This is a genomic window from Flavobacterium succinicans LMG 10402, from assembly GCF_000611675.1.
In the GTDB taxonomy this organism is placed as follows: Bacteria; Bacteroidota; Bacteroidia; order Flavobacteriales; family Flavobacteriaceae; genus Flavobacterium; species Flavobacterium succinicans.
Map to the genome: position 1 here is coordinate 82,876 of NZ_JATV01000011.1, position 24,160 is coordinate 107,035.

Genomic DNA, 24,160 nt, shown 5'->3' on the forward strand with positions numbered 1-24,160 from the left:
TAGGGTAATAGATTTTAAAATGAAATGACTATGAGTATTGAAGTAACAAAAGAATTAATAAAGAGAACCGAAAACCTTTCCATCGAGGAGACTTTAGCTTTTTTGGCTAATGAATTTCCAGAAAAAGTAGTTTTTTCGACTTCTTTCGGACAAGAAGACCAAGTAATCACGGCTTTAATTGCAATCAATGAATTGCCGATAAAAATATTTACCCTCGATACTGGAAGGTTGTTTCAAGAAACTTACGATGTTTTTCATAAGACGCTAAAGAAATACAAAGTGAATATTCAGACTTTATATCCAGAAACGAGTCATGTAGAGCAATTGTTAAATACAAAAGGACCCAATAGCTTTTACGAATCGGTAGAAAACAGAAAAGAGTGCTGTTTCATTCGAAAAGTGGTGCCGTTGAAAAAAGGATTAGCGGGTAATAAAGTTTGGATTACAGGGTTGAGAGCAGAGCAATCTGAAAATAGAAATGATTTAGCCCTTTTCGAATACGATGCCCATTTTGATATCATCAAATTCAATCCTCTACTCAAATGGACTTTGGCTGAGGTACAAAAATATATTGATGATAACAATGTGCCACAAAACAGCTTGCACAAGAAAGGATTCATAAGTATAGGTTGTGCGCCTTGTACAAGAGCCATAGTCGAAGGAGAAGACATCAGAGCTGGAAGATGGTCTTGGGAATCCAGTCACAAAGAATGTGGGTTGCACCAAAAATAGAAGGCAGATTTTAGAAAATAGAATAAAGAGAATAGAAAAAACAATAAAAGTGGTAAGATTTTAGTCGAGGTTGTAACAACCTTACACTTTAAACTTTAAACTCTTAAACTAAAAATAATGAGTTCAGTATTAAAAACAAATGCTTTAGAAAGCGAAGCTATTTACATATTCAGAGAAGTAATTGCTCAATTTGACCGACCTGTTTTGCTTTTTTCAGGAGGAAAAGATTCGATTACACTAGTGCGTTTGGCACAAAAAGCCTTTTTTCCAGCCAAAATTCCTTTTCCGTTGTTGCACGTAGATACGGGACATAATTTTCCAGAAACCATTGAGTTTAGAGATAAATTGGTAGCAGAATTAGGTTTAGAATTAATCGTTCGTAATGTTCAGGATGCTATTGATGAAGGTAAAGTAATAGAAGAAACAGGTAAATATTCTAGTAGAAATACGTTGCAAACCACCACACTTTTGGATGCTATCGAAGAATTTAAATTTGATGCTTGTATCGGTGGAGCACGTAGAGACGAGGAAAAAGCCAGAGCCAAAGAGCGTATTTTCTCAGTACGTGATGATTTTGGGCAATGGGATGAAAAAAATCAACGTCCTGAATTGTTTGATTTGTTGAATGGTAAAATCGAAAATGGTCAAAACGTACGTGTTTTTCCAATTTCAAACTGGACCGAATTGGATGTTTGGAGTTATATCGAACAAGAACAAATCGAGATTCCGTCGATTTATTTTTCACACAAAAGAAAAGTTTTTTTGAGAGACGGTTTAATTTGGTCACATTCTCCTTATGTGTACCAAGAAGAAGACGAACAAATCGAAGAACGAATTGTTCGCTTCCGAACCGTTGGAGATATGAGTTGTACCGCCGCAGTAGAGTCGTATGCCGCCACTATTGCTGAAGTAGTTGGAGAAATTCGTTCTTCTACCATTTCTGAAAGAGGCGCCAGAATCGACGACAAACGTTCGGAAGCCGCTATGGAAAAAAGAAAACAACAAGGGTACTTTTAAGAGTTTATAGTTTTTCGTTTATAGTTTATGGAAATGTCCTTTTACTCTAAACAACAAACAATAAACAACAAACAATAAACAAAACAAGAATGGAAGTTTTAAAAATAGCAACAGCAGGAAGTGTAGACGACGGAAAAAGTACGTTAATCGGAAGATTATTATACGATACACAATCCTTGACTACCGATAAAATTGAAGCAATAGAAAAAAGCAGTAAGCAAAAAGGATACGATTACCTAGATTTTTCTTTGGCGACTGATGGTTTGGTGGCTGAGAGAGAGCAAGGAATTACAATAGACGTAGCCCATATTTATTTTTCTACTGCGAAAAAAAGTTACATCATTGCCGATACACCAGGTCACGTAGAATATACTCGTAATATGGTAACTGGTGCTTCGACTTCTCAAGTATCAATTATTTTGATTGATGCTCGAAAAGGAGTAATTGAGCAAACCTACCGTCATTTTTTCATTAATAATTTACTGCGTGTAAAAGACGTGATTGTGGCCATTAACAAAATGGATTTGGTGGAGTATTCCGAAGAAGTTTTCAATAAAATCAAAGCCGATTTTCAAGCCTTAAATGCTAAAAGCGCTTTCAAAGAACAAAACGTTAGTTATATTCCGCTAAGTGCTATCAATGGTGGAAATGTAGCTCAAAAATCAGACAATATGCCTTGGTATTCTGGGCAAACCGTTTTGGAACATTTGGAATCTTTGGAACCGAATGATATTTATGAAAATGGTATTACTCGTTTTCCTGTACAAACCGTTATTCGTCCAAAAACGGAAGAGTACCACGACTTTAGAGGATATGCAGGAAAATTATATGGAAATTCAATTAAAGTAGGCGATGCGGTAACTGTTTTACCTTCTTTAACAGAATCTAAAGTAACCAACATTCACTTTTTCGATAAGCAATACGATGAAGCTATTGCTGGTTCCTCCATCACTATCGAATTGGAAAATGACATCAATGTGACTCGTGGTGATATGATTGTAAAATCAAGCGAGTTGCCAAAAATAGAAAAAGAAATTACAACAACCGTTTGTTGGATGGATAGCAAAAAATTAGTGGCAGGAGCAAAGTATTTTGTACAACACAACACCAATAGAGTCTTGGCAAAAATTGACAGGGTGAAAAACGTAATCGCAACCGATTATTCTGGAGTAACACCAGCAACTCAATTGGCTATAAACGAAATAGGAGAAGTAACCATCAAATTAAGCAAAGCCATTTATTTTGATGCTTATACAGATAACAAATCAAATGGAGCTTTCATATTAATTGATGCTGCAACCAACACAACAGCAGGCGTTGGGTTTATAAAATAAGCCCCCTAACCCCCAAAGGGGGAAATTAGTGGGAATAACGATAGAATGAAAAAATTATTAACTAAATACTAGACTCGGCTCCCTCCCTTTTGGGGAGGGCTGGGGTGGGGCTTATGGAAAGTTTTAGAACCGAAATAGAGAATCCGATTGTCCAAAAGGATATAATCGATTTAGAAAGAAAAATTGCTTTATTCCGCGATGGAAAAATCGATGACGAACGTTTTCGTTCTCTTCGTTTAGCAAGAGGTGTATATGGGCAACGTCAAGAAGGCGTGCAAATGATTCGTATCAAATTGCCTTTTGGTAAAGTGACAAGCGAACAATTGCATCGTATTTGTAAAGTTTCTGAAGAATATTCTACGGGACGTTTGCACATTACTACACGTCAGGATATCCAAATTCACTATGTGAGTTTAGACAGAACACCACAACTTTGGGCCGAGTTAGAGAAAGATGATGTTACCTTAAGAGAAGCTTGCGGGAATACTGTTAGAAATATTACAGCAAGCGAAACTGCGGGTATCGACCCAGACGAACCATTTGATGTGTCTCCATATGCACACGCACTATTCGAATTTTTCTTGAGAAATCCAGTGTGTCAAGAAATGGGGCGTAAATTCAAAATGTCTTTTTCTTCTTCTGATAAAGATACCGCTTTGAGTTATTTGCACGATTTAGGATTTATTCCAAAGATTGTTAATGGTCAAAAAGGATTTAAAGTATTGTTTGGAGGTGGTTTAGGGTCACAACCTAGTCACGCCGAATTATTGTCTGAATTCATCCCTGCCAATCAAATCATTCCAACCACAGAAGGAATATTGAGAATTTTTGACCGTCACGGCGAAAGAGCCAAACGATTGAAAGCGAGAATGAAGTTTTTGGTTAAAGAAATCGGAAAAGAGGAGTTTTTGCGTTTGGTCGAAGAAGAGAAAAAGGCTTTATCGCATCAAGTAGTTGAAATTGATACAACTCCTTTTGAAAAAGCCATTCCAACGCCAATATTGGATGCTCCACAAGTTGTGATTGATGATGTCGCTGCCTTCGAAGCTTGGAAAAAAGCCAATGTTATTCCGCAGAAACAAGCGGGTTATGTGGCTATCGGAATCAAAGTAGCTCTTGGCGATTTTTATATTGATAAAGCCCGACAATTGGCCGATTTAATCAAAAATTATGCAACTAACGAATTGCGTTTTACGTTGCGTCAAGATATCTTAATTCGTCATATAAAAGAAGAAGCGCTGCCTTTCTTCTATCAAGAATTAGCCAAATTAGATTTTGTTGCGTTAGGATACAATAGTACCGCAGATATTACCGCTTGTCCTGGAACCGATACTTGTAATTTAGGAATCGCGAGTAGTACTGGAATTGCAGTAGAATTAGAAAGAGTTTTAGCGACAGAATATCCTCACTATGCCAATTCAAACGAAATCACTATCAAGATTAGTGGTTGTATGAACGCTTGTGGACAACACAATATGGCCGAAATTGGTTTCCAAGGAATGTCTATCAATGCAGGTAAACTGGTTGCACCAGCTTTACAAGTATTGTTGGGTGGAGGAAATTTAGGAAACGGACAAGGACGTTTTTCTGATAAAGTAATCAAAATCCCAAGTCGTCGTGGTCCAGAAGCTTTAAGATTGATTTTGAATGATTTTGAAGCCAATGCCAACGGACAGTCCTTTTTGAATTATTATGATGCTAAAGGAGAGAAATATTTCTATGAATTTTTGAAACCTTTGGCCGATGTGACCAATTTAACCGAAGCTGATTTTGTAGATTGGGGCAACGCCGATAATTATGTGAAAGCAGTTGGAGTGGGCGAATGTGCTGGTGTGGTAATTGATTTAGTTGCGACTTTGTTGTACGAAGCCAAAGACAAATTGACGTTTGCACAAGAAGCTTTCGAGGATAAAAAATGGTCGGATGCGATTTACTTGGCCTACGCTGGATTTGTAAATGGAGCCAAAGCTTTGTTATTGGCCGAAAACCAAAAAACAAACCATCACGCAGGAATCATTGATTTGTTTGATACCGTTTTTGTGGAGACGAATAAAATACAATTAGCCACTTCTTTTAAAGAATTGGTTTATCAAATAAGAGAAAACGAACCATCTGAAACTTTTGCCAAAGAATACATTGCGACAGCAACTGCGTTTTTTGAAACGATTGAAACATACAGAGCACTAGATTTATCAAAAGCATAAAAAGAGGAAGCGTATGAGCTATAAAATAACAAGTACCAATTCTTCCACCCTCCCATTTGGGCCGGGCCGGGCTGGGGCACCTAAAGTTACTTTAGTGGGTGCAGGCCCAGGTGACCCAGACCTTTTGACTATAAAAGGGGTAAAAGCTTTGGCTGAAGCCGATGTCGTTTTGTATGATGCTTTGGCTAACGAAGAGTTAATGGAGTTTGCGCCAAAATCATCAATCAAGATATTTGTAGGCAAACGCAAAGGAAGTCACGCCTATTCGCAAGAGCAAATCAATCAGTTAATTGTTGATAATGCCTTGACTTACGGTCACGTTGTTCGATTAAAAGGAGGTGACCCCTTTATTTTTGGACGTGGAAGTGAAGAAATTGAGCACGCTGAAAGCTTTGGAATTCCTACCTTTGTCGTTCCAGGTATTTCATCATCAATTGCGGTTCCTGCTTATCAAGGGATTTCGTTGACAAAACGAGGCGTTTCTGAAAGCTTTTGGGTAATTACTGGCACAACATCGGCAAGAAAATTATCAAATGATGTTCAGCTAGCAGCCAAATCAACGGCAACGGTGGTGATTTTAATGGGAATGAGTAAATTGGCGCAAATTGTTGCCCTGTTTCAAGAGGAAAGCAAAGGTGAAACGCCGATTGCTATTATTCAAAATGGAACCACTCCAGAAGAAAGAATAGGAGTAGGAACGATTGATACGATAGAAGCTGTTGTAGCGGCGCATAATTTGAGTAATCCCGCCATCATTGTAATTGGCGAAGTGGTAAAAGAAAGCAATAAATTGAAAGGTTTTTACGAAGAATTTATCGTAGCGTCAGGTCGTGACCTGACCTAAATAAACAAAACCGTCAGGTTTTAATCTGACCCAAAAAAATAAACAATGGAAAGAAACGAATTATATCCCGTATTTTTAAAACTACATCAATTAAATGTATTGATTGTTGGTGGCGGAAATGTGGGTTTAGAAAAGTTATCTTTTATGTTGAAATCAAGTCCAAATGCGAATGTTGAAGTGGTGGCGCCGCGATTTCTTCCCGAGTTGGAAGCTTTGGCCGAAAGACATCCTTCAGTAAAACTGACACCAAAAAAATTCAATCGTTGGATGCTTCGCAAGCGTAATTTAGTAATAGCTTGCACGGATGATTTGAAGGTGAACAAACGCGTGTATGATTTATCCAGAAAGCGTTATTTGATTTGTAATATTGCCGATACACCCGATTTATGCGATTATTATTTGGGCGGAATTGTGACCAAAGGCAATGTGAAAATCGCCATTTCAACCAACGGCAAATCACCGACAACCGCCAAGCGATTGCGTGAATTTTTTGAAGAGGTTATTCCAGAAGATGTGAATAAAATGGTCGAAAACCTGAATGAATATCGCAAAACGTTGAAAGGCAATTTTGAAGAAAAGGTGCAGCGAATGAACGAAATCACCGAGGCATTAAAAAATAATAAATAATACGCGTACCGTAGGGACAGGTCGCGACCTGTCCTTCATTACAATAAAAAAAACACCCAAGTGATATTTATCACGAATCCTCAAATGAATTAATCGTTTATTTGAACACCGTAGGGATAGGTCCAACCTGTCCGTACAAAATGAAAAAAAAGAAGTAATAAGTATAAATAAAAAAAGATGGTTAAAACAGATATATTAATAATAGGAGCAGGACCAACAGGGCTTTTCGCCGTTTTCGAAGCAGGATTATTAAAATTAAAATGTCATATTTTGGATGCCTTGCCACAGCCAGGCGGACAATTATCAGAATTGTATCCTAAGAAACCTATTTATGATATCCCAGGATTTCCAGAAGTATTAGCGGGAGATTTGGTGGATAACTTAATGGAACAAATCAAACAATTTGAGCCTGGATTTACCCTTGGAGAACGTGCAGAAACCATCGAAAAACAAGAAGACGGTAGCTTTATTGTAACCTCTAATAAAGGGAAAAAATTCCACGCTCCAGTTATTGCTATTGCTGGAGGATTAGGAAGTTTTGAACCAAGAAAACCTTTAATCGAAGACATTGAGTTTTACGAAGACAAAGGAATCAAATACTTCATCAAGAATCCAGAAAAATTCCGCGATAAGAGAGTGGTGATTGCTGGTGGTGGTGATTCTGCTTTAGACTGGAGTATTTTCTTGTCGAATGTAGCATCAGAGGTAACCTTAATTCACCGTCGTAACGAATTCCGTGGCGCATTAGATTCTGTTGAAAAAGTACAAGAATTAAAATCTGCTGGAAAAATCAGATTGATAACTCCAGGAGAAGTAGTAGGCTTAAATGGTGCCGAACATATCGAATCTGTAGTGGTAGAAGACGACAAAGGCGCTAAGCAAACCATCGCTACCGACTATTTTATTCCACTTTTCGGATTGACTCCAAAATTAGGACCTATCGGCGATTGGGGATTAGAAATCGAAAAAAACGCTATCAAAGTAAACAATGCTTTAGATTATCAAACCAACATTCCTGGGATTTTCGCCATTGGTGACGTAAACACTTATCCAGGAAAATTAAAATTGATTCTTTGCGGATTCCACGAAGCCACGTTAATGTGTCAAGCGGCTTACCAAATTATCAATCCAGGTAAAAAATATGTGATGAAGTACACCACCGTTTCAGGTGTTGACGGATTCGACGGTACTCGTAAAGAAGCACCAAAAGCAGTTGTGAAAGCTATTGTATAGTTTCGCTTATTCCGTTTAAAGGTTTAAATTGTTTAAAAGTTTAAGTGATGCGTCGATTCGGCGACAATCTTAAACAACTTGAAACAATTTCAACCTTTTTTTAAACTTTTAAACTTCTAAAAAAACACTTGCAATTGTTAGCGTTATGTCGTTACTTTGCATCGTTCCTATTTTTATTGAAAGTTATCACGAAAGGCGGAGGGAAAAGACCCGATGAAACCTTAGCAACCCTTTACTTTTTTAAAGAAGGTGCTACATTCTACCAAGCATAGCGCGGATAGATAACAACAAAATACAGTCTCGTATTTTTTCAAACCCCTTTCCCGATACATTTTTAAATAATTGAATGAGCGCATCATTGGGGCTTTTTTGCCATCAACGTTCCCGCTATCCACTATATCTTTTATGCTGAACACCAGCATAAAGGGATGTCGTTGCTATCGGGGCTAAAGAGCCTCAAATAGTGAATATTTGGAAATAGTAATAAAGCTTTGCGCCCTTGCGACTTAGCGGTTTAAAATAAAGTATGTCAACAATACAAGAAGAAATTAAAAAAAGAATTCTCGTGCTCGACGGAGCGATGGGAACGATGTTGCAACGCTACAATTTCTCCGAAGAAGATTTTCGTGGCGAACGATTCAAAGATTTTCCGCATCCGTTAAAAGGGAACAATGATTTATTGTCTCTCACGCAACCACAGGCCATCAAAGCCGTGCACGCCGCCTATTTTGAGGCTGGAGCCGATATTGTAGAAACCAACACTTTCTCAGGAACCACCATCGGAATGGCCGATTATCATTTGGAGGATTTGGTATACGAACTCAACTACGAATCCGCTAAACTAGCCCGAGAAGTAGCCGATGAATTCACCGCAAAAAATCCAGACCAACCGCGTTTTGTAGCGGGTTCCATCGGACCCACGAACAGAACTGCAAGTATGTCGCCCGATGTAAACGACCCAGGATACCGCGCCGTAACTTTTGATGATTTACGCATCGCTTACAAACAACAAGTCGAAGCCTTGTTGGACGGTGGTTGTGACATTCTTTTGGTAGAGACTATTTTCGATACGCTGAATGCCAAAGCCGCACTTTTTGCCATCGAAGAAGTCAAAGAAGAACGCAACATCGATGTGCCTATTATGGTTTCAGGAACCATCACCGATGCTTCAGGAAGAACCCTTTCTGGACAAACCGTTGAGGCTTTCTTGATTTCGGTTTTGCATATTCCGTTGTTGAGTGTAGGATTCAATTGCGCATTGGGTGCCGATTTGCTCAAGCCTTATTTGCAAACCTTGTCGCATAATACTTCTTTCAATATTTCAGCGCATCCTAATGCAGGTTTACCGAATGCCTTTGGAGAATACGACGAAACGCCTGAAGAAATGCAAGCGCAAATTCGTTCTTATTTAGAAGACAATTTAATCAACATCATAGGAGGCTGCTGCGGCACCACCCCAGAACACATCAAATTAATTGCGGATATCGCCAAGGAGTATAAGCCTAGGGTTTCGACTGCGGTGATGTAGAATATTGTTCCTGCAAGGTTTTTTTAACTTTGTAGGTGTTTAATTAAATAGACCTACAAGGTTTTGTAAACCTTGTAGGAGGGCATAAAATTAGTCGAATGAGCGAGACGCCCACGCTAGCAGCATAAAAGTTCCGTAGGAACGACCCATTTTGTAGCAACGGATTTTAATCCGTGGGGTGTAGAAATGAAACATAATTGTAGAAACAAAACTTATCCCGTTGTGGATTAATAGAAGATAATAAATGAAAATGCAAGAAGGGAATAATTATGTAATAGAGGTACAGCAAATAAAGAAAGCGATTTTGAGAAGTCGTTACGAGGCTGCTGCGCTTGCTAATACTGAATTATTGAAATTGTATTTTTGTATCGGTCAATATGTATCGTTTCATAGTCGGAACAAAAATTGGGGAAAGGGAGCCATTGATAGTATTTCGAGTTTGTTGCAACAAGAGCTTCACGGTTTGAGAGGTTTTTCGGCCACTAACATTAGAAATATGCGTATTTTCTATGAAGAATGGGAATGTATGCATTCTTTTTTGATAGACAAAAAAGCACCTCTTTTTCACTTTTCGGAAGAAGAGTTAAATCGTCAGTTGCCGTCTGCCGAATTGAAAAACACAAATCGCCAGTTGCCAACTGACGATTTGAATGATAGTTTTCTAATTCAGCAGTTGCCAACTGCTGAATTAGAAAATGAATGGATAGAGTTGTTTTTGAAAGTTCCATTTACGCAGCATCGTCTTATAATTCGAGGAGCGGAAGTTACGGAAGAGCGTGTTTTTTATATCCAAAAAGTGGCAACCGAGTTTTGGAGTTTTGAAACCTTAAAACACCATTTAAAGTCGGATTTGTATCAACGGCAAGGAAAATTGGCGCATAATTTTCAAAGCACTTTATCTGAAAATGCTTTTAGGCAAAAAGCATTGATGGTTTTTAAAGATGAAATGTTGTTGGATTTTATCAATATTGAAGATGCCGATGAAGAACCAAACGAACGTGTTTTGGAGAATGCCATTGTGCAGAATATTAAAAAATTCATAATGGCTTTGGGGTCTGAATTTAGTTTTATTGGGAATCAGCACCGATTGCTTATTGAGGACGAGGAGTATTTTATAGACTTGCTATTTTTTAACCGAAAAATTCAGAGTTTAGTAGCTATAGAATTGAAAAAGGGGAAGTTTAAAGCGGAATATGTTGGTAAAATGAATCTCTATCTTTCGGCATTGGACGAAATGGTGAAACAGCCACACGAAAACCCGTCCATTGGAATTATTCTTTGCAAAGAGAAGAATAATAAAATAGTAGAATTTGCATTCCGAGATACCTCGAAACCAATGGGAGTAGTAACGTATAAAACATATAATGATTTGCCAGAAGCTTATAGAAATATTCTGCCAGATACGGAAACGTTGAAATCCTTGTTGTAATGAAGAAAATAAAATTGATAAAAAAAGAAAGTGGTCGTTTAGCACTTTTGCGTGAGGGATAGTAGTGGAAAGCCCACAGACCAATGGAGTGATAACGGAGTTGGTCAAGGACTTGTAACGGATAGGCCGGCCCTTGGGACACGCCCAAAGAATTAAGCATAGTATCTATAAGATTTTGTAAATCATGTAGGATAGAAAATAATAAGGATTTTGCTTGACTCCTTGTAATGACAAGCAAGACGATCAGAAAAAGTTCCATAGGAACGACTTATTTTGTAGCAACGGATTTTAATCCGTTGGATAAAGAAACGATAAATAATGTAGCGACGGAATTTATTCCGTTGAAAATAGAAAGAAATGGCAGAAAAAAGAAGAAACCTAGTATTATCTGGATTGGAACCCTTAATCATCACGCCCGATAGCGTATTTGTGAATGTGGGGGAACGAACCAATGTGACGGGTTCGCGAAAATTTCTTCGATTGATAAAGGAAGAGAAATACGATGAGGCGCTGGATATAGCACGCCAACAAGTAGAAGGTGGCGCGCAGATTATCGATATCAATATGGACGAAGGGATGTTGGATGGCGAATATGCTATGACCAAATTCCTGAATTTGATTGCGGCCGAACCAGATATTTCGCGTGTGCCGATTATGATTGACAGCTCGAAATGGGAAATCATTGAGGCGGGTTTGAAAGTGGTGCAGGGGAAATGTGTCGTGAATTCGATTTCTTTGAAAGAAGGTGAGGAGCGATTCATTCATCACGCGAACTTAATCAAACGTTATGGTGCGGCGGTGATTGTGATGGCTTTTGACGAAGTAGGTCAGGCCGATAATTATGAAAGGCGTATTGAAATTTGTCAGCGTTCGTATGATATTTTGGTGAACAAAGTACATTTTCCACCACAAGATATCATCTTCGATTTGAATATTTTTCCTGTGGCTACAGGAATGGAAGAGCACCGCTTGAATGCTTTGGATTTCTTTAGAGGAACCAAATGGGTTCGCGAGAATTTACCACACGCGCACATTAGTGGTGGTGTGAGTAATGTATCGTTTTCGTTTAGAGGAAATGATGTGGTGAGAGAGGCTATGCACTCGGTTTTCTTGTACCACGCGATTCAAAACGGAATGACGATGGGAATTGTAAACCCAGAAATGTTGTCGATTTATGATGAGATTCCAAAAGATTTATTAGAATACGTTGAAGATGTGATTCTGGACCGACGTGATGATGCTACTGAACGTTTATTGGATTTTGCTGAGAATGTAAAAGGAGACGGTTCCAAAGCAAATGAAGCGGTTATACAAGAATGGCGTAATGGAACGGTGCAAGAAAGAATCACGCACTCTTTGGTAAAAGGAGTGGATGCTTTTATAGAAATTGATGTAGAAGAAGCACGCTTGGCCGCCGAAAAGCCTATCGAAGTAATCGAAATTAACTTGATGGCAGGAATGAATGTCGTGGGAGATTTGTTTGGTTCGGGTAAAATGTTTTTGCCACAAGTGGTAAAATCGGCACGTGTGATGAAAAAAGCAGTGGCTTATCTTTTACCTTTCATTGAAGCCGCAAAGCAAGTTGGAGACAAATCTGGAAACGGAAAAATATTGATGGCCACTGTAAAAGGGGACGTACACGATATTGGAAAAAATATTGTTTCAGTCGTATTGGCTTGTAATAATTATGAGATAGTTGATTTGGGTGTGATGGTGCCTCCAGAAAAAATTATTGCTGCAGCTATTGAGCACGAGGTAGATATTATTGGTTTGAGTGGATTGATTACGCCGTCTTTGGACGAAATGGTGTATTTGGCGAAAGAGCTGGACAAACGCAATATGAAAATCCCTGTAATGATTGGTGGAGCCACTACTTCGCGCGCGCATACCGCGGTTAAAATTGCGCCTCAATACAGAGAAACGGTAATTCACGTAAACGATGCTTCGAGAGCGGTGACCGTAGCGGGTAATTTATTGGACCATAACCGAAAAATTTATGCTAGCGATATTCGTGCAGAATACGATGCGTTTAGAGAAACATTCTTAAATCGTTCACGAGATAAAAATTTCTTGTCTATCGAGGAAGCCAGAAAAAATAAATTGCAATTGGATTGGGATAATTTTACACCAGTACAACCCAAAGTAATTGGCAAGCAAATCGTAGAAGTCGATTTAGAAACATTAGTACCTTATATCGATTGGACGCCATTTTTCAGAACTTGGGAATTATTCGGGAAGTATCCTGCAATTTTAACCGATGATGTAGTGGGTGAACAAGCCACTTCGGTTTTTGCGGATGCACAAGCGATGTTGAAAGTTATTTTGGAGGAGAAAAAGTTAACCGCAAAAGGCGTTTACGGAATTTTCCCTGCGAATCAAATCAACGACGACGATATCGAATTGAGAGATGAAAATGGAAATCCATTACAAACATTCTTGACTTTGCGTCAGCAAGCTCAGAAAACCAAAGGAGCGCCAAACATTGCTTTGTCTGATTTTATTGCGCCAAAAGATAGTGGAAAAGTGGATTATATGGGAGCCTTTTGTGTGACTACTGGTTTTGGAGTTGACGAATGGGCTGCCGAATTTGAAGCCGCATTAGACGATTATAATTCGATTATGGTGAAGGCGTTGGCCGACCGTTTTGCAGAAGCTTTTGCAGAATATTTACACGAGAAAGTCCGTAAAGAATTTTGGGGCTATGCTGCTGATGAGGTGTTGAGTAAAGAAGATTTAATTGAAGAATCGTATAAAGGAATCCGTCCAGCACCAGGATATCCAGCTTGTCCAGACCATTTAGAGAAACCGACGATTTGGAAATTATTGAACGTTGAAGAAGAAATTGGAGTAACCTTAACTGAAAGTATGGCGATGTGGCCAGCTTCATCCGTTTCTGGTTACTATTTTGGAAATCCAGAGAGCAAGTATTTCGGACTAGGTAAAATCAAAGAAGACCAAGTAATTGATTACGCCAAACGAAGAAATGTTTCGACCGATGTAGCGATGAAATGGTTGAATCCGAATATAGCTGATTAGTAATAGTTTAAAGTTGAAAATTTGTTTAAAGTTTAAAGTTTAAAGTTGTTCGAAAGAACCTTAAACCTTAAACCTTAAACTTCAAACTAAGAAAAATGAAGGTAACACAACATATAGAAAACGCCAAAGGAGAAACCTTGTTTTCTTTTGAAATTATTCCGCCACAAAAAGGCAAAAGCATTCAGGAATTATATGACAACATCGATCCGTTGATGGAGTTCAAACCACCATTTATTGATGTGACCACTTCTCGTGAAGAGTTTATCTACGTAAATAAAGGGAATGGGCTATTAGAAAAGAAGTTGACAAGAATGCGTCCAGGAACTTTGGGTATTTGTGCTTCTATCAAACATAAATACAATGTTGACACGGTGCCGCACGTACTTTGCGGAGGTTTTACGAAAGAAGAAACAGAATATTTGTTGGTGGATTGTCATTACTTAGGCATTGACAATGTGATGGCTTTGCGTGGTGATGCGATGAAAGACGAACAATCGTTTGTGCCAACCAATGGAGGTAATAAATATGCTTCCGATTTAGTAAGCCAAATTTATCAATTGAACCAAGGGAAGTATTTGCACGAAGTAATGGACATTGATAATAAAGCCGATTTTTGTATTGGTGTAGCGGGTTATCCTGAGAAGCATTTGGAATCCCCTTCTTTGCAAACCGATTTGAAACGTCTTAAAGAAAAAGTAGATGCAGGAGCGGATTATGTCGTTACCCAAATGTTTTTTGATAATGCTAAATATTTCGAATTTGTAGCCAAAGCCAGAGAAATGGGCATTACAGTTCCGATTATTCCAGGGATAAAACCTATTGCGGTAGAAAGACATTTGCAAGTGTTGCCACAAATTTTCCGTATCGATTTGCCAGAAGATTTAATTGCTGCGGTAGAAAAATGTAAAAACAATGCCGAAATTCGTCAAGTTGGAATAGAATGGGCGATTCAACAATCTATAGAATTAAAAACTGCAGGAGTTCCTGTTTTGCATTACTATTCTATGGGAAAATCAGAGAACATCAGACAAATCGCAAGTCAGATTTTTTAATAAAAGGATTATATTATTTCAATTGAAAGTACTCGATGAGCTTTTGGCTTGTCGGGTATTTTTTTTGTTATAAATCTAAAGTGAAATTGGGAAAGCTGTGAGTTTTTTGTTGTTCTTACACATTGTTGGTTTAAAGTCGTATATTTATTTGATTTAAAGCAGTTTAGTTAAAACTTAAAGCAGTATTTATGAACTTAAAAATACAAATTAATAAAATTAGACGAAAAATAATGAGAGTTCTTACAAAAAATCTTGGAAGATCGTCGAATACCAATAAGGGATCAATGGATCTCCAACAAGTAAAGAGAGTCTTGATTTCGAGACCCAATCACCGTTTAGGAAACTTGTTGCTAATTACACCTTTGGTACAAGAAGTACAAAATCTTTTCCCGAATGCAACTATTGATGTTTTTATAAAAGGGAATCTTGGTCCTATTGTTTTTGAAAATTTCACAAATGTAAATCAGATTATTCGTTTGCCTAAAAAGCATTTTGACGAATTAGGAAACTATATGAATGGCTGGTTGAAATTGAAGAAAAACAAGTACGATTTGGCTATCAATGCTGATAAAAACTCTTCGTCTGGACGTTTGTCTATTCAGCTTGTCAATGCAAAGTTTAAATGTTTTGGGGAACAAGCAACCGATTTGTCTAGTCAATTTTCTGACTATGCTCATATTGCAAAGTATCCTGTGTATGATTTGCGTCATTTTCTTGCTTCGGTAGGAATGAAAGTGCCGAGCAAACCAATTCCTAATTTGCTTTTGCAATTAAGTCCTGAAGAAGTAGCTAAAGGGAAAGCGCTTTTGGATGCCATTGTTCCAGCAACTAAAAAAACGATTTGTCTTTTCACTTTTGCCACGGGAGCCAAATGTTATTCGGTGGAATGGTGGGCCGTTTTTTATGAAAGAATTTTAAAAGAATTTCCAGACTACAATATTTTGGAAGTGTTGCCTGTAGAAAATGTGTCGCAAATACATTTTGCTGCGCCAACCTATTACAGCAAAGACATTAGAGAAATCACAGCATTCTTTAAAAATACAGCTGTTTTTGTGGGCGCTGATAGCGGAATGATGCATTTGGCTAGTGCCGCTCAATTACCAGTAGTAGGTTTGTTTTCGGTTACCAAAACAGATAAATATGCACCCTACGGTGCAAAAAGTGTCGCAATCAATACCAACGAAACTACAATTGACGATTGGATTCAAGCGATAAAAGATAGCTTGGAATAATTAGTGAATAGTAACTAGTCCTTAGCAGTTAGCGCTTAGTTCTTAGTTTTTTTGCTATTCACTAATTACTAATCACTAGGGACTAACCTCTACTTCGTAATTTCCCTAAATACCGCTTCTAGATTTTTGTTTTTCTGGTTGAGTTGCAAGGTTTTTAAACCATTGTCGTGAGCGAAATCGAATACGGTTGGACGCATATCTTGACTCGACAAAAAGGTCAGTTCCCATAGATAATCACTGTTTTTGATGAATGATTTTAAATGTGGAATGGAGTTGATTTGGTCTTCGGTTACTTTTAAATCAAATTCTACTTCGATGACTTGTTCTTTGTCGGCGGCAATCAAAACTTCTAATTTTTTGTCAGCTACAATTTTGCCTTTATCAATAATAATAACACGGTCACAAATCGCTTCTACTTCTTGCATAATGTGAGTAGAAAGAAAAACGGTTTTGTCTTTCCCTACGTTTTTAATCACATTTCGAATTTCCACCAATTGATTCGGGTCTAAACCTGTAGTGGGCTCGTCCAAAATTAAAACTTCTGGATTGTGCAATAAGGCATTGGCTAATCCCACACGCTGACGATATCCTTTAGAGAGTTGTCCTATTTTTTTATGACTTTCGGGAGTTAATCCTGTTAATTCAATTACTTCTTGAATACGAGAGGAGGGTACTTTGTACACATCGGCATTAAAAGCCAGATATTCTCTAACATACAAATCCAAATACAACGGATTGTGCTCAGGTAGATAACCAATTATCTTTTGTACTTCTTTGGTGTCTGAAATAACATTTTTATCATTTACTAGCGCTACGCCTTCATCTGCCGCTAGATAAGTGGTCAATATTTTCATCAAAGTAGATTTTCCAGCGCCATTTGGACCAAGAAAACCAACGATTTCTCCTTTTTTTACAGAAAAAGTAATCGAGTCTAATGCTTTTTGAGCACCATAGCTTTTTGATAAATTTGTAACTTCTATAGACATAAGAATGATTTTGTTGCAAAAGTAAACAGAAAAACCAAGCTATGGAAGTTTCTTTGGATAGTATGAAAAAATATTGAGGGATTTTGTTTTTGCTGAATATCAATTTATCTCAGTTTTTGTCCTGCCAATGCGCTAAGATTTCTATATTTACTTCAAACTTGTAGTTATGAGCGAAGACAAAACAAATTCTTTTTTAGAAAATTACAGCAGTATCCTATTGCTTTTGGGTGGGATTGTACTTGGTAGTTTGGCTGGATTGCTTTTTGGTAAAGACGTTGAGGTAATAAAACCTTTGGGTGATATCTTTCTTAATTTACTTTTTACAGCGATAATTCCATTGGTAATTTTTACTATAGCTTCCTCGATTGCTAATTTGCAAAAAAGCGACAAGCTTGGTAAACTTTTCGGAGTTGTTTTGATGGTGTTCTTGGTAACGGTAATAATTTCTGCCATAGTAATGATTATTGGGATTTTTATTTTTCCTGTTGATCAGGCTGTTTTTTTGGCAAAATCTTCTTTGGTCACTACTCATAACAGTACAACAGATTCGCCCGTTACTCAGCTGTTAACGGTAAATGATTTTTATGAAATTTTGTCTCGTAAGAATATGTTGGCTTTAATCCTTTTTTCTTTTTTATTAGGTTTTGCTACTTTGAATGCTGGCGAAAAGGGTAAAGATTTTGCTCGATTTTTGCATTCGGCGAACGAGGTGATGAAACAGTTGTTGGTAATCATTATGAAAGGAGCTCCTGTTGGGCTTGGGGCCTATTTTGCTTATCAAGTTGGTATTTTTGGGCATCAGCTTTTTGGTGCCTATGCCAAACCACTAGCCGTTTATTATGGAATGTGTACTTTTTACTTCATAGTATTCTTTACTATCTATGCTTTTTTTTCGGGAGGACTATTAGGAGTGAAAGTGTTTTGGAAAAACAATATCACGCCTTCCTTTACAGCAATAGGAACTTGCAGTAGTATTGCCACAATTCCAGCCAATCTTGAAGGGGCTCAACAAATGAAAATCCCTGCTTATATTCGAAACTTGGTAATTCCTTTGGGAGCGCCTTTGCATAAAGACGGTTCTAGTATGTCGTCTATTGTAAAAATAGCCGTAATTTTTGCTATTTTTGGTAAGGATTTCACAGATCCATTCACTATTCTAACAGCTATTGGAATAACAATTATTGTATCAGTAGTGGAAGGAGGGATTCCAAACGGAGGTTATATTGGAGAAATCCTAGCCATTACCATTTATGGTTTTCCGATGGAACAAGCCTTGCCCGCAGCTATGATTATTGGAACACTAGTCGATCCCATTGCTACTTTGCTCAATGCCAATGGCGATTTGATTTCGGCAATGATGGTCACGCGAATCGTTGAAGGTAAAAAATGGCTTTTACGAGAAAATGAAATCAATTAAATCAAATCATACAAATAAAAATGAAAAAAATTAGTTTAGGATTGTTGGTCCTTTTTGGATTCATAGCTAATGCTCAAAATGGGATTCAGCAAAGCGAGGTTACTCGAATAGAAACAGAATTGGCGTCAGATGCTATGGAAGGAAGAGGGATGTTTACTCCAGGAATCGAAAAGGCATCGGCTTTTATCGAAGGAGAATTCAAACGAATTGGATTGACTCATTATAAAGATTTGACATCTTATAGTCAAGATTTTTTGATTAAAGGGAAAAAGGCCAATAATGTAATTGGAATTATTCCTGGAAAATCAAAGCCTAATGAATATGTTATTTTTTCTGGACATTACGACCATTTAGGAATGAAAGAGTCAGGAGATGATAAAATTTATAATGGTGCGAATGATGACGCTTCTGGCATCACAGCTGTAATTACTTTGGCGGACTTTTTTAAGCAAAAGAATGACAACGAACGAACACTTGTTTTTGTAGCATTCACAGGAGAAGAAACGGGTGGTTATGGTTCTGCTTTTTTCTCTAATTCCATCAATGCAGACGAAGTGGTGGCAATGTTCAATATCGAAATGATTGGAACCGATAGTAAATGGGGTAAAAACTCAGCTTATATTACAGGATTCGAGCGTTCTGATTTTGGAACTATTTTGCAAAAGAATTTGGTAGGTTCAGGATTCAATTTTTATCAAGATCCGTACCCTCAAGAACAATTGTTTTACCGTTCAGACAATGCAAGATTAGCTGCTTTAGGAGTTCCAGCGCATACTATTTCAACTTCAAAAATGGATATTGAACCGAATTATCATAAATTAAGTGATGAAGTGGGGACTTTAGATATGAATAATATGACGGAGATTATTAAGTCGATTGCCATCAGTTCACAAACTATAATCAGTGGAAAAGATACTCCTTCTCGTGTTCCAAAAATGAAAAATTAAATGAACAAGCTCTTTGAGGACTAGGATAATCGTTAAAAAGCAGGTGTTTTGCAAGGCTTTTTTTTTGTTATTGTTAATTGAAAGTTAATTTCACAAAGAAATCCGTTTTTGTTAATCATTTCGGTAATTTTTCTTTAGTTCTTTGGATTAAGTTTTTATCTTTGTCAAGAATTTATTCAGAAAAACAAATAAACAAAATGTCAAACAACCGTTTTTATTTTAGCTACACTTTTTATTTCTTCTTTGAGAAGTAAGGATTGTGCTATGGTTATTTGAAAGTTAAAAGATACAAATAAAACTACGATACAATCCTGATGAAAATCAGGATTTTTTTTTGACTATATGAGAACAAAAATTGGAATTCAGGGAATTAAAGGGTCATTTCACCACCAAGTGGCTCAAGATTATTTTTATCAAAATATTGAGGTTGATGAATGTTTATCTTTCGAGGAGTTGGTAGATAGTTTGTTGAGTGGTAAATGTGATCAAGCGGTAATGGCTATTGAAAATTCTATTGCTGGGCCAATTATCCCAAATTATGCATTGATTGATAAGAATAATTTGCACATTATTGGGGAGCATTATCTGGATATTTTTCAAAATTTGATGGCTTTGCCCGGGCAATCGATAGAAGACATCAAAGAAGTACATTCTCATCCTATGGCGTTGTTGCAATGTATGGATTTTTTGAAAAAACACCCCAATATCAAATTGGTTGAGGATAAAGATACAGCCGAAACCGCTAGAAGAATTCATCAAAATCAAATCAAAGGTATCGCGGCAATTGCTAGTGTTGCTGCTGCAGAAATGTATGAATTGGAAATCATCGCGCCATCGATTCAGACGATTAAAAATAACATGACTCGATTTGTAATGCTCAAAAAAGAGAATTCATTCGCGTCTGAAGATAAGATAAACAGGGCTTCGCTCAAGTTTGAGTTAAATCATAAACGAGGAAGTTTGGCCGCTGTACTCAATGTAATGAGTGATTGTAAATTGAATTTAACCAAAATACAGTCGCTTCCAAAAATTGAAACACCTTGGAAGTATTCTTTTTTCGTCGATGTGACTTTTGAAAAGTATGAAGACTATGCCAAAGCCAAATCGTTGGTGAGTATTATGGCAGATTATTTTAAGGTTTTAGGAGAATATCCCAATACAAAGCCATTACTTGAATCTCCAAACTAGAAAATAACAAATTCCAATTTAGAATAAAGCTAAAAAAATGATAACAACAGCCCAACGTTTAGCGATAGTTGAAGAATATTACTTCTCCTCAAAGTTGAGAGAAGTACGCCAATTGGCCGCCGAAGGAAAACCTGTAATCAATATGGGAATAGGTAGTCCAGATTTAAAACCTGCTCCTGCTGTTATTGCTGCAATGACTGCTGCAATGCAAGACGAAAATGCACATCAGTATCAAAGCTATCAAGGTTTGCCAGAATTGAGACAAGCGATGGCTGATTTTTATGAGCGCAATTACCAAGTAACCCTAAATACCACTACTGAAGTTTTGCCTTTGATGGGTTCCAAAGAAGGAATTATGCACATTTCGTTAGCGTTTTTGAATGAAGGTGATGGCGTTTTGATTCCAAATCCAGGGTATCCAACGTATACTTCGGTGACTAACTTAGTAGGTGCGGTGCCAATGTACTATGATTTGAAAGAAAGCACCAATTGGGAACCAGATTTTGAGGTTTTGGAAAAAATGGATTTGTCTAAAGTAAAATTGATGTGGATTGGGTATCCGCATATGCCTACAGGTGCCAGAGGGAATTTGGCTTTGTTTGAAAAATTAGTCGCTTTTGCACAAAAACACAACATTTTATTGGTCAATGATAATCCGTATAGTTTTGTTTTGAATGACCAACCTATGAGTTTGTTGCAAGTGGAAGGGGCAAAAGAAGTTGCATTGGAGTTGAATTCGTTATCCAAAACCTTTAATATGGCGGGATGGCGTGTAGGAATGGTTTCTGGAAATGCTGCTTGTATTGATGCGGTATTGAAAGTGAAGAGCAATATGGATAGCGGAATGTTTTACGGCATTCAAAAAGGGGCGATTGCAGCTTTGCAGAGTGATGCTTCTTGGTTCGACGAAATGAATGCGATTTACGCAAAACGTAGAATTTTAACCGAAGCATTGGCAGAGAAATTGGGTTGTGAGGTGTACAAAGAAGGCGTTGGATTGTTTGTTTGGGCGAAGCTTCCAGCAGGAATTACATCGGCGGAGGATTTTATTGATAAGATACTGTATGAGAAATATATCTTTATTACACCAGGAACTATTTTTGGTTCGAATGGCGAAGGCTATATCCGATTTGCTTTGTGTGTAAAAGAAGAAAAAATTGAAGAAGCGATTCGTCGTTTTTAGCAGATAATACCTAGCCCTGATAGTAGCGGCATCCTATTGTGGCGGGGTTCGCCACAATAGATATAGCGGATAGCAGGATTAGCTAATAATAAAAATTATAATGAATATACACGTAATAGGAATAGGTTTGATTGGAGGTTCGATGGTGTTGGATATAAAGGCCTTACACCCAGAAGCGACTATTTACGGAATGGACAAAAATGAAGCTCATTTGCAAGAGGCGATTGCGCTTGGGGTTGTGGAAAAAGCGGCTACGATGCAGGATTTGGCCGATGCGGATTATGTTATTGTTTCGGTTCCTGTGGATGTGGCGTTGCAAGTGTTGCCCGAAGTTTTGGACCATATTGGCGAAAACACCATTGTTTTTGAAGTGGGTTCTACGAAAATGCCTATTTGTGAAGCGGTGGCCAATCATCCTAGAAGAAGAAATTATATTGCCACACATCCTATTGCTGGAACGGAATTCTCGGGACCATCAGCAGCTATAAAAGGATTGTTTCAAGGGAAAACGAATATCATTTGTGAGGTGGAGAAAACGACTTTTAAGTTGCAAGAAAAAGCCATCGAATTGTTCAAAGAATTAGGAATGCGCATTCGCTATATGGACCCGAAGTCGCACGATAAACACATTGCTTACGTATCGCATTTGTCGCACATTAGTTCATTTATGTTAGGGAAAACGGTTATCAATAAAGAGAAAGACGAACAAGATATTTTTGATATGGCAGGTTCTGGTTTTGAGAGTACCGTGCGTTTGGCCAAGAGTTCGCCAGCGATGTGGACGCCTATTTTTAAACAAAATAAGAAGCACGTAGTGAAAAGTTTGGAGGAGTATATTGCTAATTTGACGCAATTTAAAGACTTATTGAAAAGCGAAGAATACGATGCGATTTTTGATGAAATGCAGAGTGTGAATAAAATTAAAGCCATTTTGAATGGAATGAATACCAAAAAATAGGTAGAGAAGAACAGAATTAACACAAGAAACTATAGAATAATTTTAAAGATTTAAAACTAAAAAAATGGAAAACAAGAAAGAAATGAGAAATTGGTTGGAAGCGTTCAATTTGACACATCCATTGGTGATAGCAGGACCTTGTAGCGCCGAAACAGAAGAGCAAGTATTGAGAATTGCACACGAATTGAAAGATTCTGATGTAAGTGTGTTTAGAGCTGGAATTTGGAAACCAAGAACGCGTCCAGGTGGATTTGAAGGCGTTGGAGAAATAGGATTGAAATGGTTGAAAAAAGCCAAAGCAGAAACAGGTTTGTTAATGGGAACCGAAGTAGCTACTGCTGCTCACTGTAAATTGGCTTTAGAAAATGATATTGATGTTTTATGGGTTGGGGCACGTACTACGGCCAATCCGTTTGCGGTTCAAGAAATTGCAGATACTTTGAAAGGGACAGACAAAATCGTTTTGATTAAAAATCCAGTGAACCCAGATTTAGCTTTGTGGTTGGGTGGTGTTGAGCGTTTGCATATGGCTGGAATAGAAAAATTAGGGGTGATTCACCGTGGTTTTTCTACTTACGAAAAAACAAAATACAGAAATATCCCAGAATGGCAAATTGCGATTGAATTGCAAAACAAATTCCCAGATTTGCCTTTGATTATTGACCCTTCTCACATTACTGGAAATCGTGATATGATTCTTGAAGTGACGCAAGAAGCTTTGGATTTGAATTATGACGGAATGATTATCGAGACACACACAGACCCTGATAACGCTTGGAGTGATGCTGCGCAACAAGTAACGCCGGATGCTTTGAAACAAATTTTCAAAGACTTGAGAGTTAGAAAACAAATCGATGTTTCGGATGAGTTTATGACTAAAATGAGTAAATTAAGAGCGAATATCGATGTATTAGACGCTAATTTATTGGAGCTTTTGAGCAAAAGAATGAAAGTGGCTGTAGAAATTGGTAAGGTTAAAAAAGAAGCAAACGTGGCGGTTTTACAAAACAATCGTTGGAATGAGATTTTAGGTAAAATGATTTTGGAAGGAGAAAAGAAAGGACTTTCGGAAGAGTTTGTCTTAAAAATGTTCAAAGCGATTCACCAAGAAAGTATCAACAAACAAGATAAAGTATTGAATTCGTAAAGATTTCTGACTTTAGATTTTATTAAATCCCAAGACCTTTGTTTTGGGATTTTTTTGTTTTTTTCT

Annotated in this window: 20 protein-coding genes and 1 riboswitch; of the genes, 19 read left to right on the forward strand and 1 reads right to left on the reverse strand. The window is 37.6% G+C overall.

Going from position 1 to position 24,160, the window contains the following annotated elements; all coding sequences use genetic code 11:
• Positions 1-24: 24 nt before the first annotated feature.
• The 13 genes from AO58_RS0112030 (at position 25) to AO58_RS0112090 (ending at position 16,268) form a co-directional block, all read left to right on the forward strand.
• Positions 25-732, forward strand: a complete 708-nt coding sequence (locus tag AO58_RS0112030) for a phosphoadenylyl-sulfate reductase (RefSeq protein ID WP_369803210.1) — start codon at positions 25-27, stop codon at positions 730-732.
• 117 nt (positions 733-849) lie between these two features.
• Positions 850-1,749, forward strand: a complete 900-nt coding sequence (gene cysD / locus AO58_RS0112035) for a sulfate adenylyltransferase subunit CysD (RefSeq protein ID WP_024981945.1) — start codon at positions 850-852, stop codon at positions 1,747-1,749.
• A gap of 89 nt (positions 1,750-1,838) precedes the next feature.
• Positions 1,839-3,083 carry a sulfate adenylyltransferase subunit 1 gene (locus tag AO58_RS0112040; protein ID WP_024981946.1) on the forward strand — a complete coding sequence of 415 codons (1,245 nt, stop codon included), beginning with the start codon at positions 1,839-1,841 and terminating at the stop codon, positions 3,081-3,083.
• 113 nt (positions 3,084-3,196) lie between these two features.
• On the forward strand, positions 3,197-5,287 hold the full coding sequence (locus tag AO58_RS0112045; protein ID WP_024981947.1) for a ferredoxin-like domain-containing protein: 2,091 nt from the start codon (positions 3,197-3,199) through the stop codon (positions 5,285-5,287).
• Positions 5,288-5,300: 13 nt separating this feature from the next.
• The gene (cobA, locus tag AO58_RS0112050; RefSeq protein ID WP_024981948.1) at positions 5,301-6,131 is read left to right on the forward strand and encodes a uroporphyrinogen-III C-methyltransferase; all 831 of its coding nucleotides are present in this window, start codon (positions 5,301-5,303) and stop codon (positions 6,129-6,131) included.
• Positions 6,132-6,176: 45 nt separating this feature from the next.
• The gene (locus tag AO58_RS0112055) at positions 6,177-6,758 is read left to right on the forward strand and encodes a precorrin-2 dehydrogenase/sirohydrochlorin ferrochelatase family protein (RefSeq protein ID WP_024981949.1); all 582 of its coding nucleotides are present in this window, start codon (positions 6,177-6,179) and stop codon (positions 6,756-6,758) included.
• A 177-nt stretch (positions 6,759-6,935) separates the two neighbouring features.
• A complete protein-coding gene (locus AO58_RS0112060; protein WP_024981950.1) occupies positions 6,936-7,991 on the forward strand; it encodes an NAD(P)/FAD-dependent oxidoreductase in 1,056 nt (351 codons plus the stop codon).
• Positions 7,992-8,171: 180 nt separating this feature from the next.
• A riboswitch (SAM riboswitch) is annotated at positions 8,172-8,279 on the forward strand.
• A gap of 238 nt (positions 8,280-8,517) precedes the next feature.
• A complete protein-coding gene (locus AO58_RS0112070) occupies positions 8,518-9,519 on the forward strand; it encodes a homocysteine S-methyltransferase family protein (protein ID WP_024981951.1) in 1,002 nt (333 codons plus the stop codon).
• Between the two features lie 244 nt (positions 9,520-9,763).
• The gene (locus AO58_RS0112075) at positions 9,764-10,948 is read left to right on the forward strand and encodes a PDDEXK nuclease domain-containing protein (protein ID WP_211516859.1); all 1,185 of its coding nucleotides are present in this window, start codon (positions 9,764-9,766) and stop codon (positions 10,946-10,948) included.
• Between the two features lie 227 nt (positions 10,949-11,175).
• Entirely contained in the window at positions 11,176-11,370 is a 195-nt protein-coding gene (locus AO58_RS18015) for a hypothetical protein (protein WP_155959420.1), read from the forward strand.
• Positions 11,306-13,984 (forward strand): methionine synthase, encoded by a 2,679-nt coding sequence (gene metH / locus AO58_RS0112080; RefSeq protein ID WP_024981953.1) that lies wholly within the window; start codon positions 11,306-11,308, stop codon positions 13,982-13,984. The genes AO58_RS18015 and metH overlap by 65 nt, the downstream gene beginning before the upstream one ends.
• A gap of 95 nt (positions 13,985-14,079) precedes the next feature.
• Positions 14,080-15,036, forward strand: coding sequence for a methylenetetrahydrofolate reductase [NAD(P)H] (gene metF / locus AO58_RS0112085; RefSeq protein ID WP_024981954.1), 957 nt, complete (start codon positions 14,080-14,082; stop codon positions 15,034-15,036).
• Positions 15,037-15,320: 284 nt separating this feature from the next.
• The gene (locus tag AO58_RS0112090) at positions 15,321-16,268 is read left to right on the forward strand and encodes a glycosyltransferase family 9 protein (RefSeq protein WP_255211335.1); all 948 of its coding nucleotides are present in this window, start codon (positions 15,321-15,323) and stop codon (positions 16,266-16,268) included.
• Positions 16,269-16,357: 89 nt separating this feature from the next.
• Here AO58_RS0112090 and gldA read toward each other — a convergent pair whose 3' ends face one another.
• Entirely contained in the window at positions 16,358-17,254 is an 897-nt protein-coding gene (gene gldA, locus AO58_RS0112095; RefSeq protein WP_024981956.1) for a gliding motility-associated ABC transporter ATP-binding subunit GldA, read from the reverse strand.
• A 166-nt stretch (positions 17,255-17,420) separates the two neighbouring features.
• Between gldA and AO58_RS0112100 the strand changes: the two genes are divergently transcribed.
• The 6 genes from AO58_RS0112100 to AO58_RS0112125 all read left to right on the forward strand — a co-directional run bounded on the left by AO58_RS0112100 (position 17,421) and on the right by AO58_RS0112125 (position 24,094).
• The gene (locus AO58_RS0112100; RefSeq protein WP_024981957.1) at positions 17,421-18,671 is read left to right on the forward strand and encodes a dicarboxylate/amino acid:cation symporter; all 1,251 of its coding nucleotides are present in this window, start codon (positions 17,421-17,423) and stop codon (positions 18,669-18,671) included.
• Positions 18,672-18,691: 20 nt separating this feature from the next.
• On the forward strand, positions 18,692-19,618 hold the full coding sequence (locus tag AO58_RS0112105) for a M28 family peptidase (RefSeq protein WP_024981958.1): 927 nt from the start codon (positions 18,692-18,694) through the stop codon (positions 19,616-19,618).
• Between the two features lie 342 nt (positions 19,619-19,960).
• Entirely contained in the window at positions 19,961-20,806 is an 846-nt protein-coding gene (locus AO58_RS0112110) for a prephenate dehydratase (protein WP_024981959.1), read from the forward strand.
• A gap of 37 nt (positions 20,807-20,843) precedes the next feature.
• Positions 20,844-21,989 carry a pyridoxal phosphate-dependent aminotransferase gene (locus tag AO58_RS0112115; protein ID WP_024981960.1) on the forward strand — a complete coding sequence of 382 codons (1,146 nt, stop codon included), beginning with the start codon at positions 20,844-20,846 and terminating at the stop codon, positions 21,987-21,989.
• Between the two features lie 100 nt (positions 21,990-22,089).
• Positions 22,090-22,947, forward strand: coding sequence for a prephenate dehydrogenase (locus tag AO58_RS0112120; protein WP_024981961.1), 858 nt, complete (start codon positions 22,090-22,092; stop codon positions 22,945-22,947).
• Positions 22,948-23,011: 64 nt separating this feature from the next.
• The gene (locus AO58_RS0112125; protein WP_024981962.1) at positions 23,012-24,094 is read left to right on the forward strand and encodes a bifunctional 3-deoxy-7-phosphoheptulonate synthase/chorismate mutase type II; all 1,083 of its coding nucleotides are present in this window, start codon (positions 23,012-23,014) and stop codon (positions 24,092-24,094) included.
• Positions 24,095-24,160: the final 66 nt, after the last annotated feature.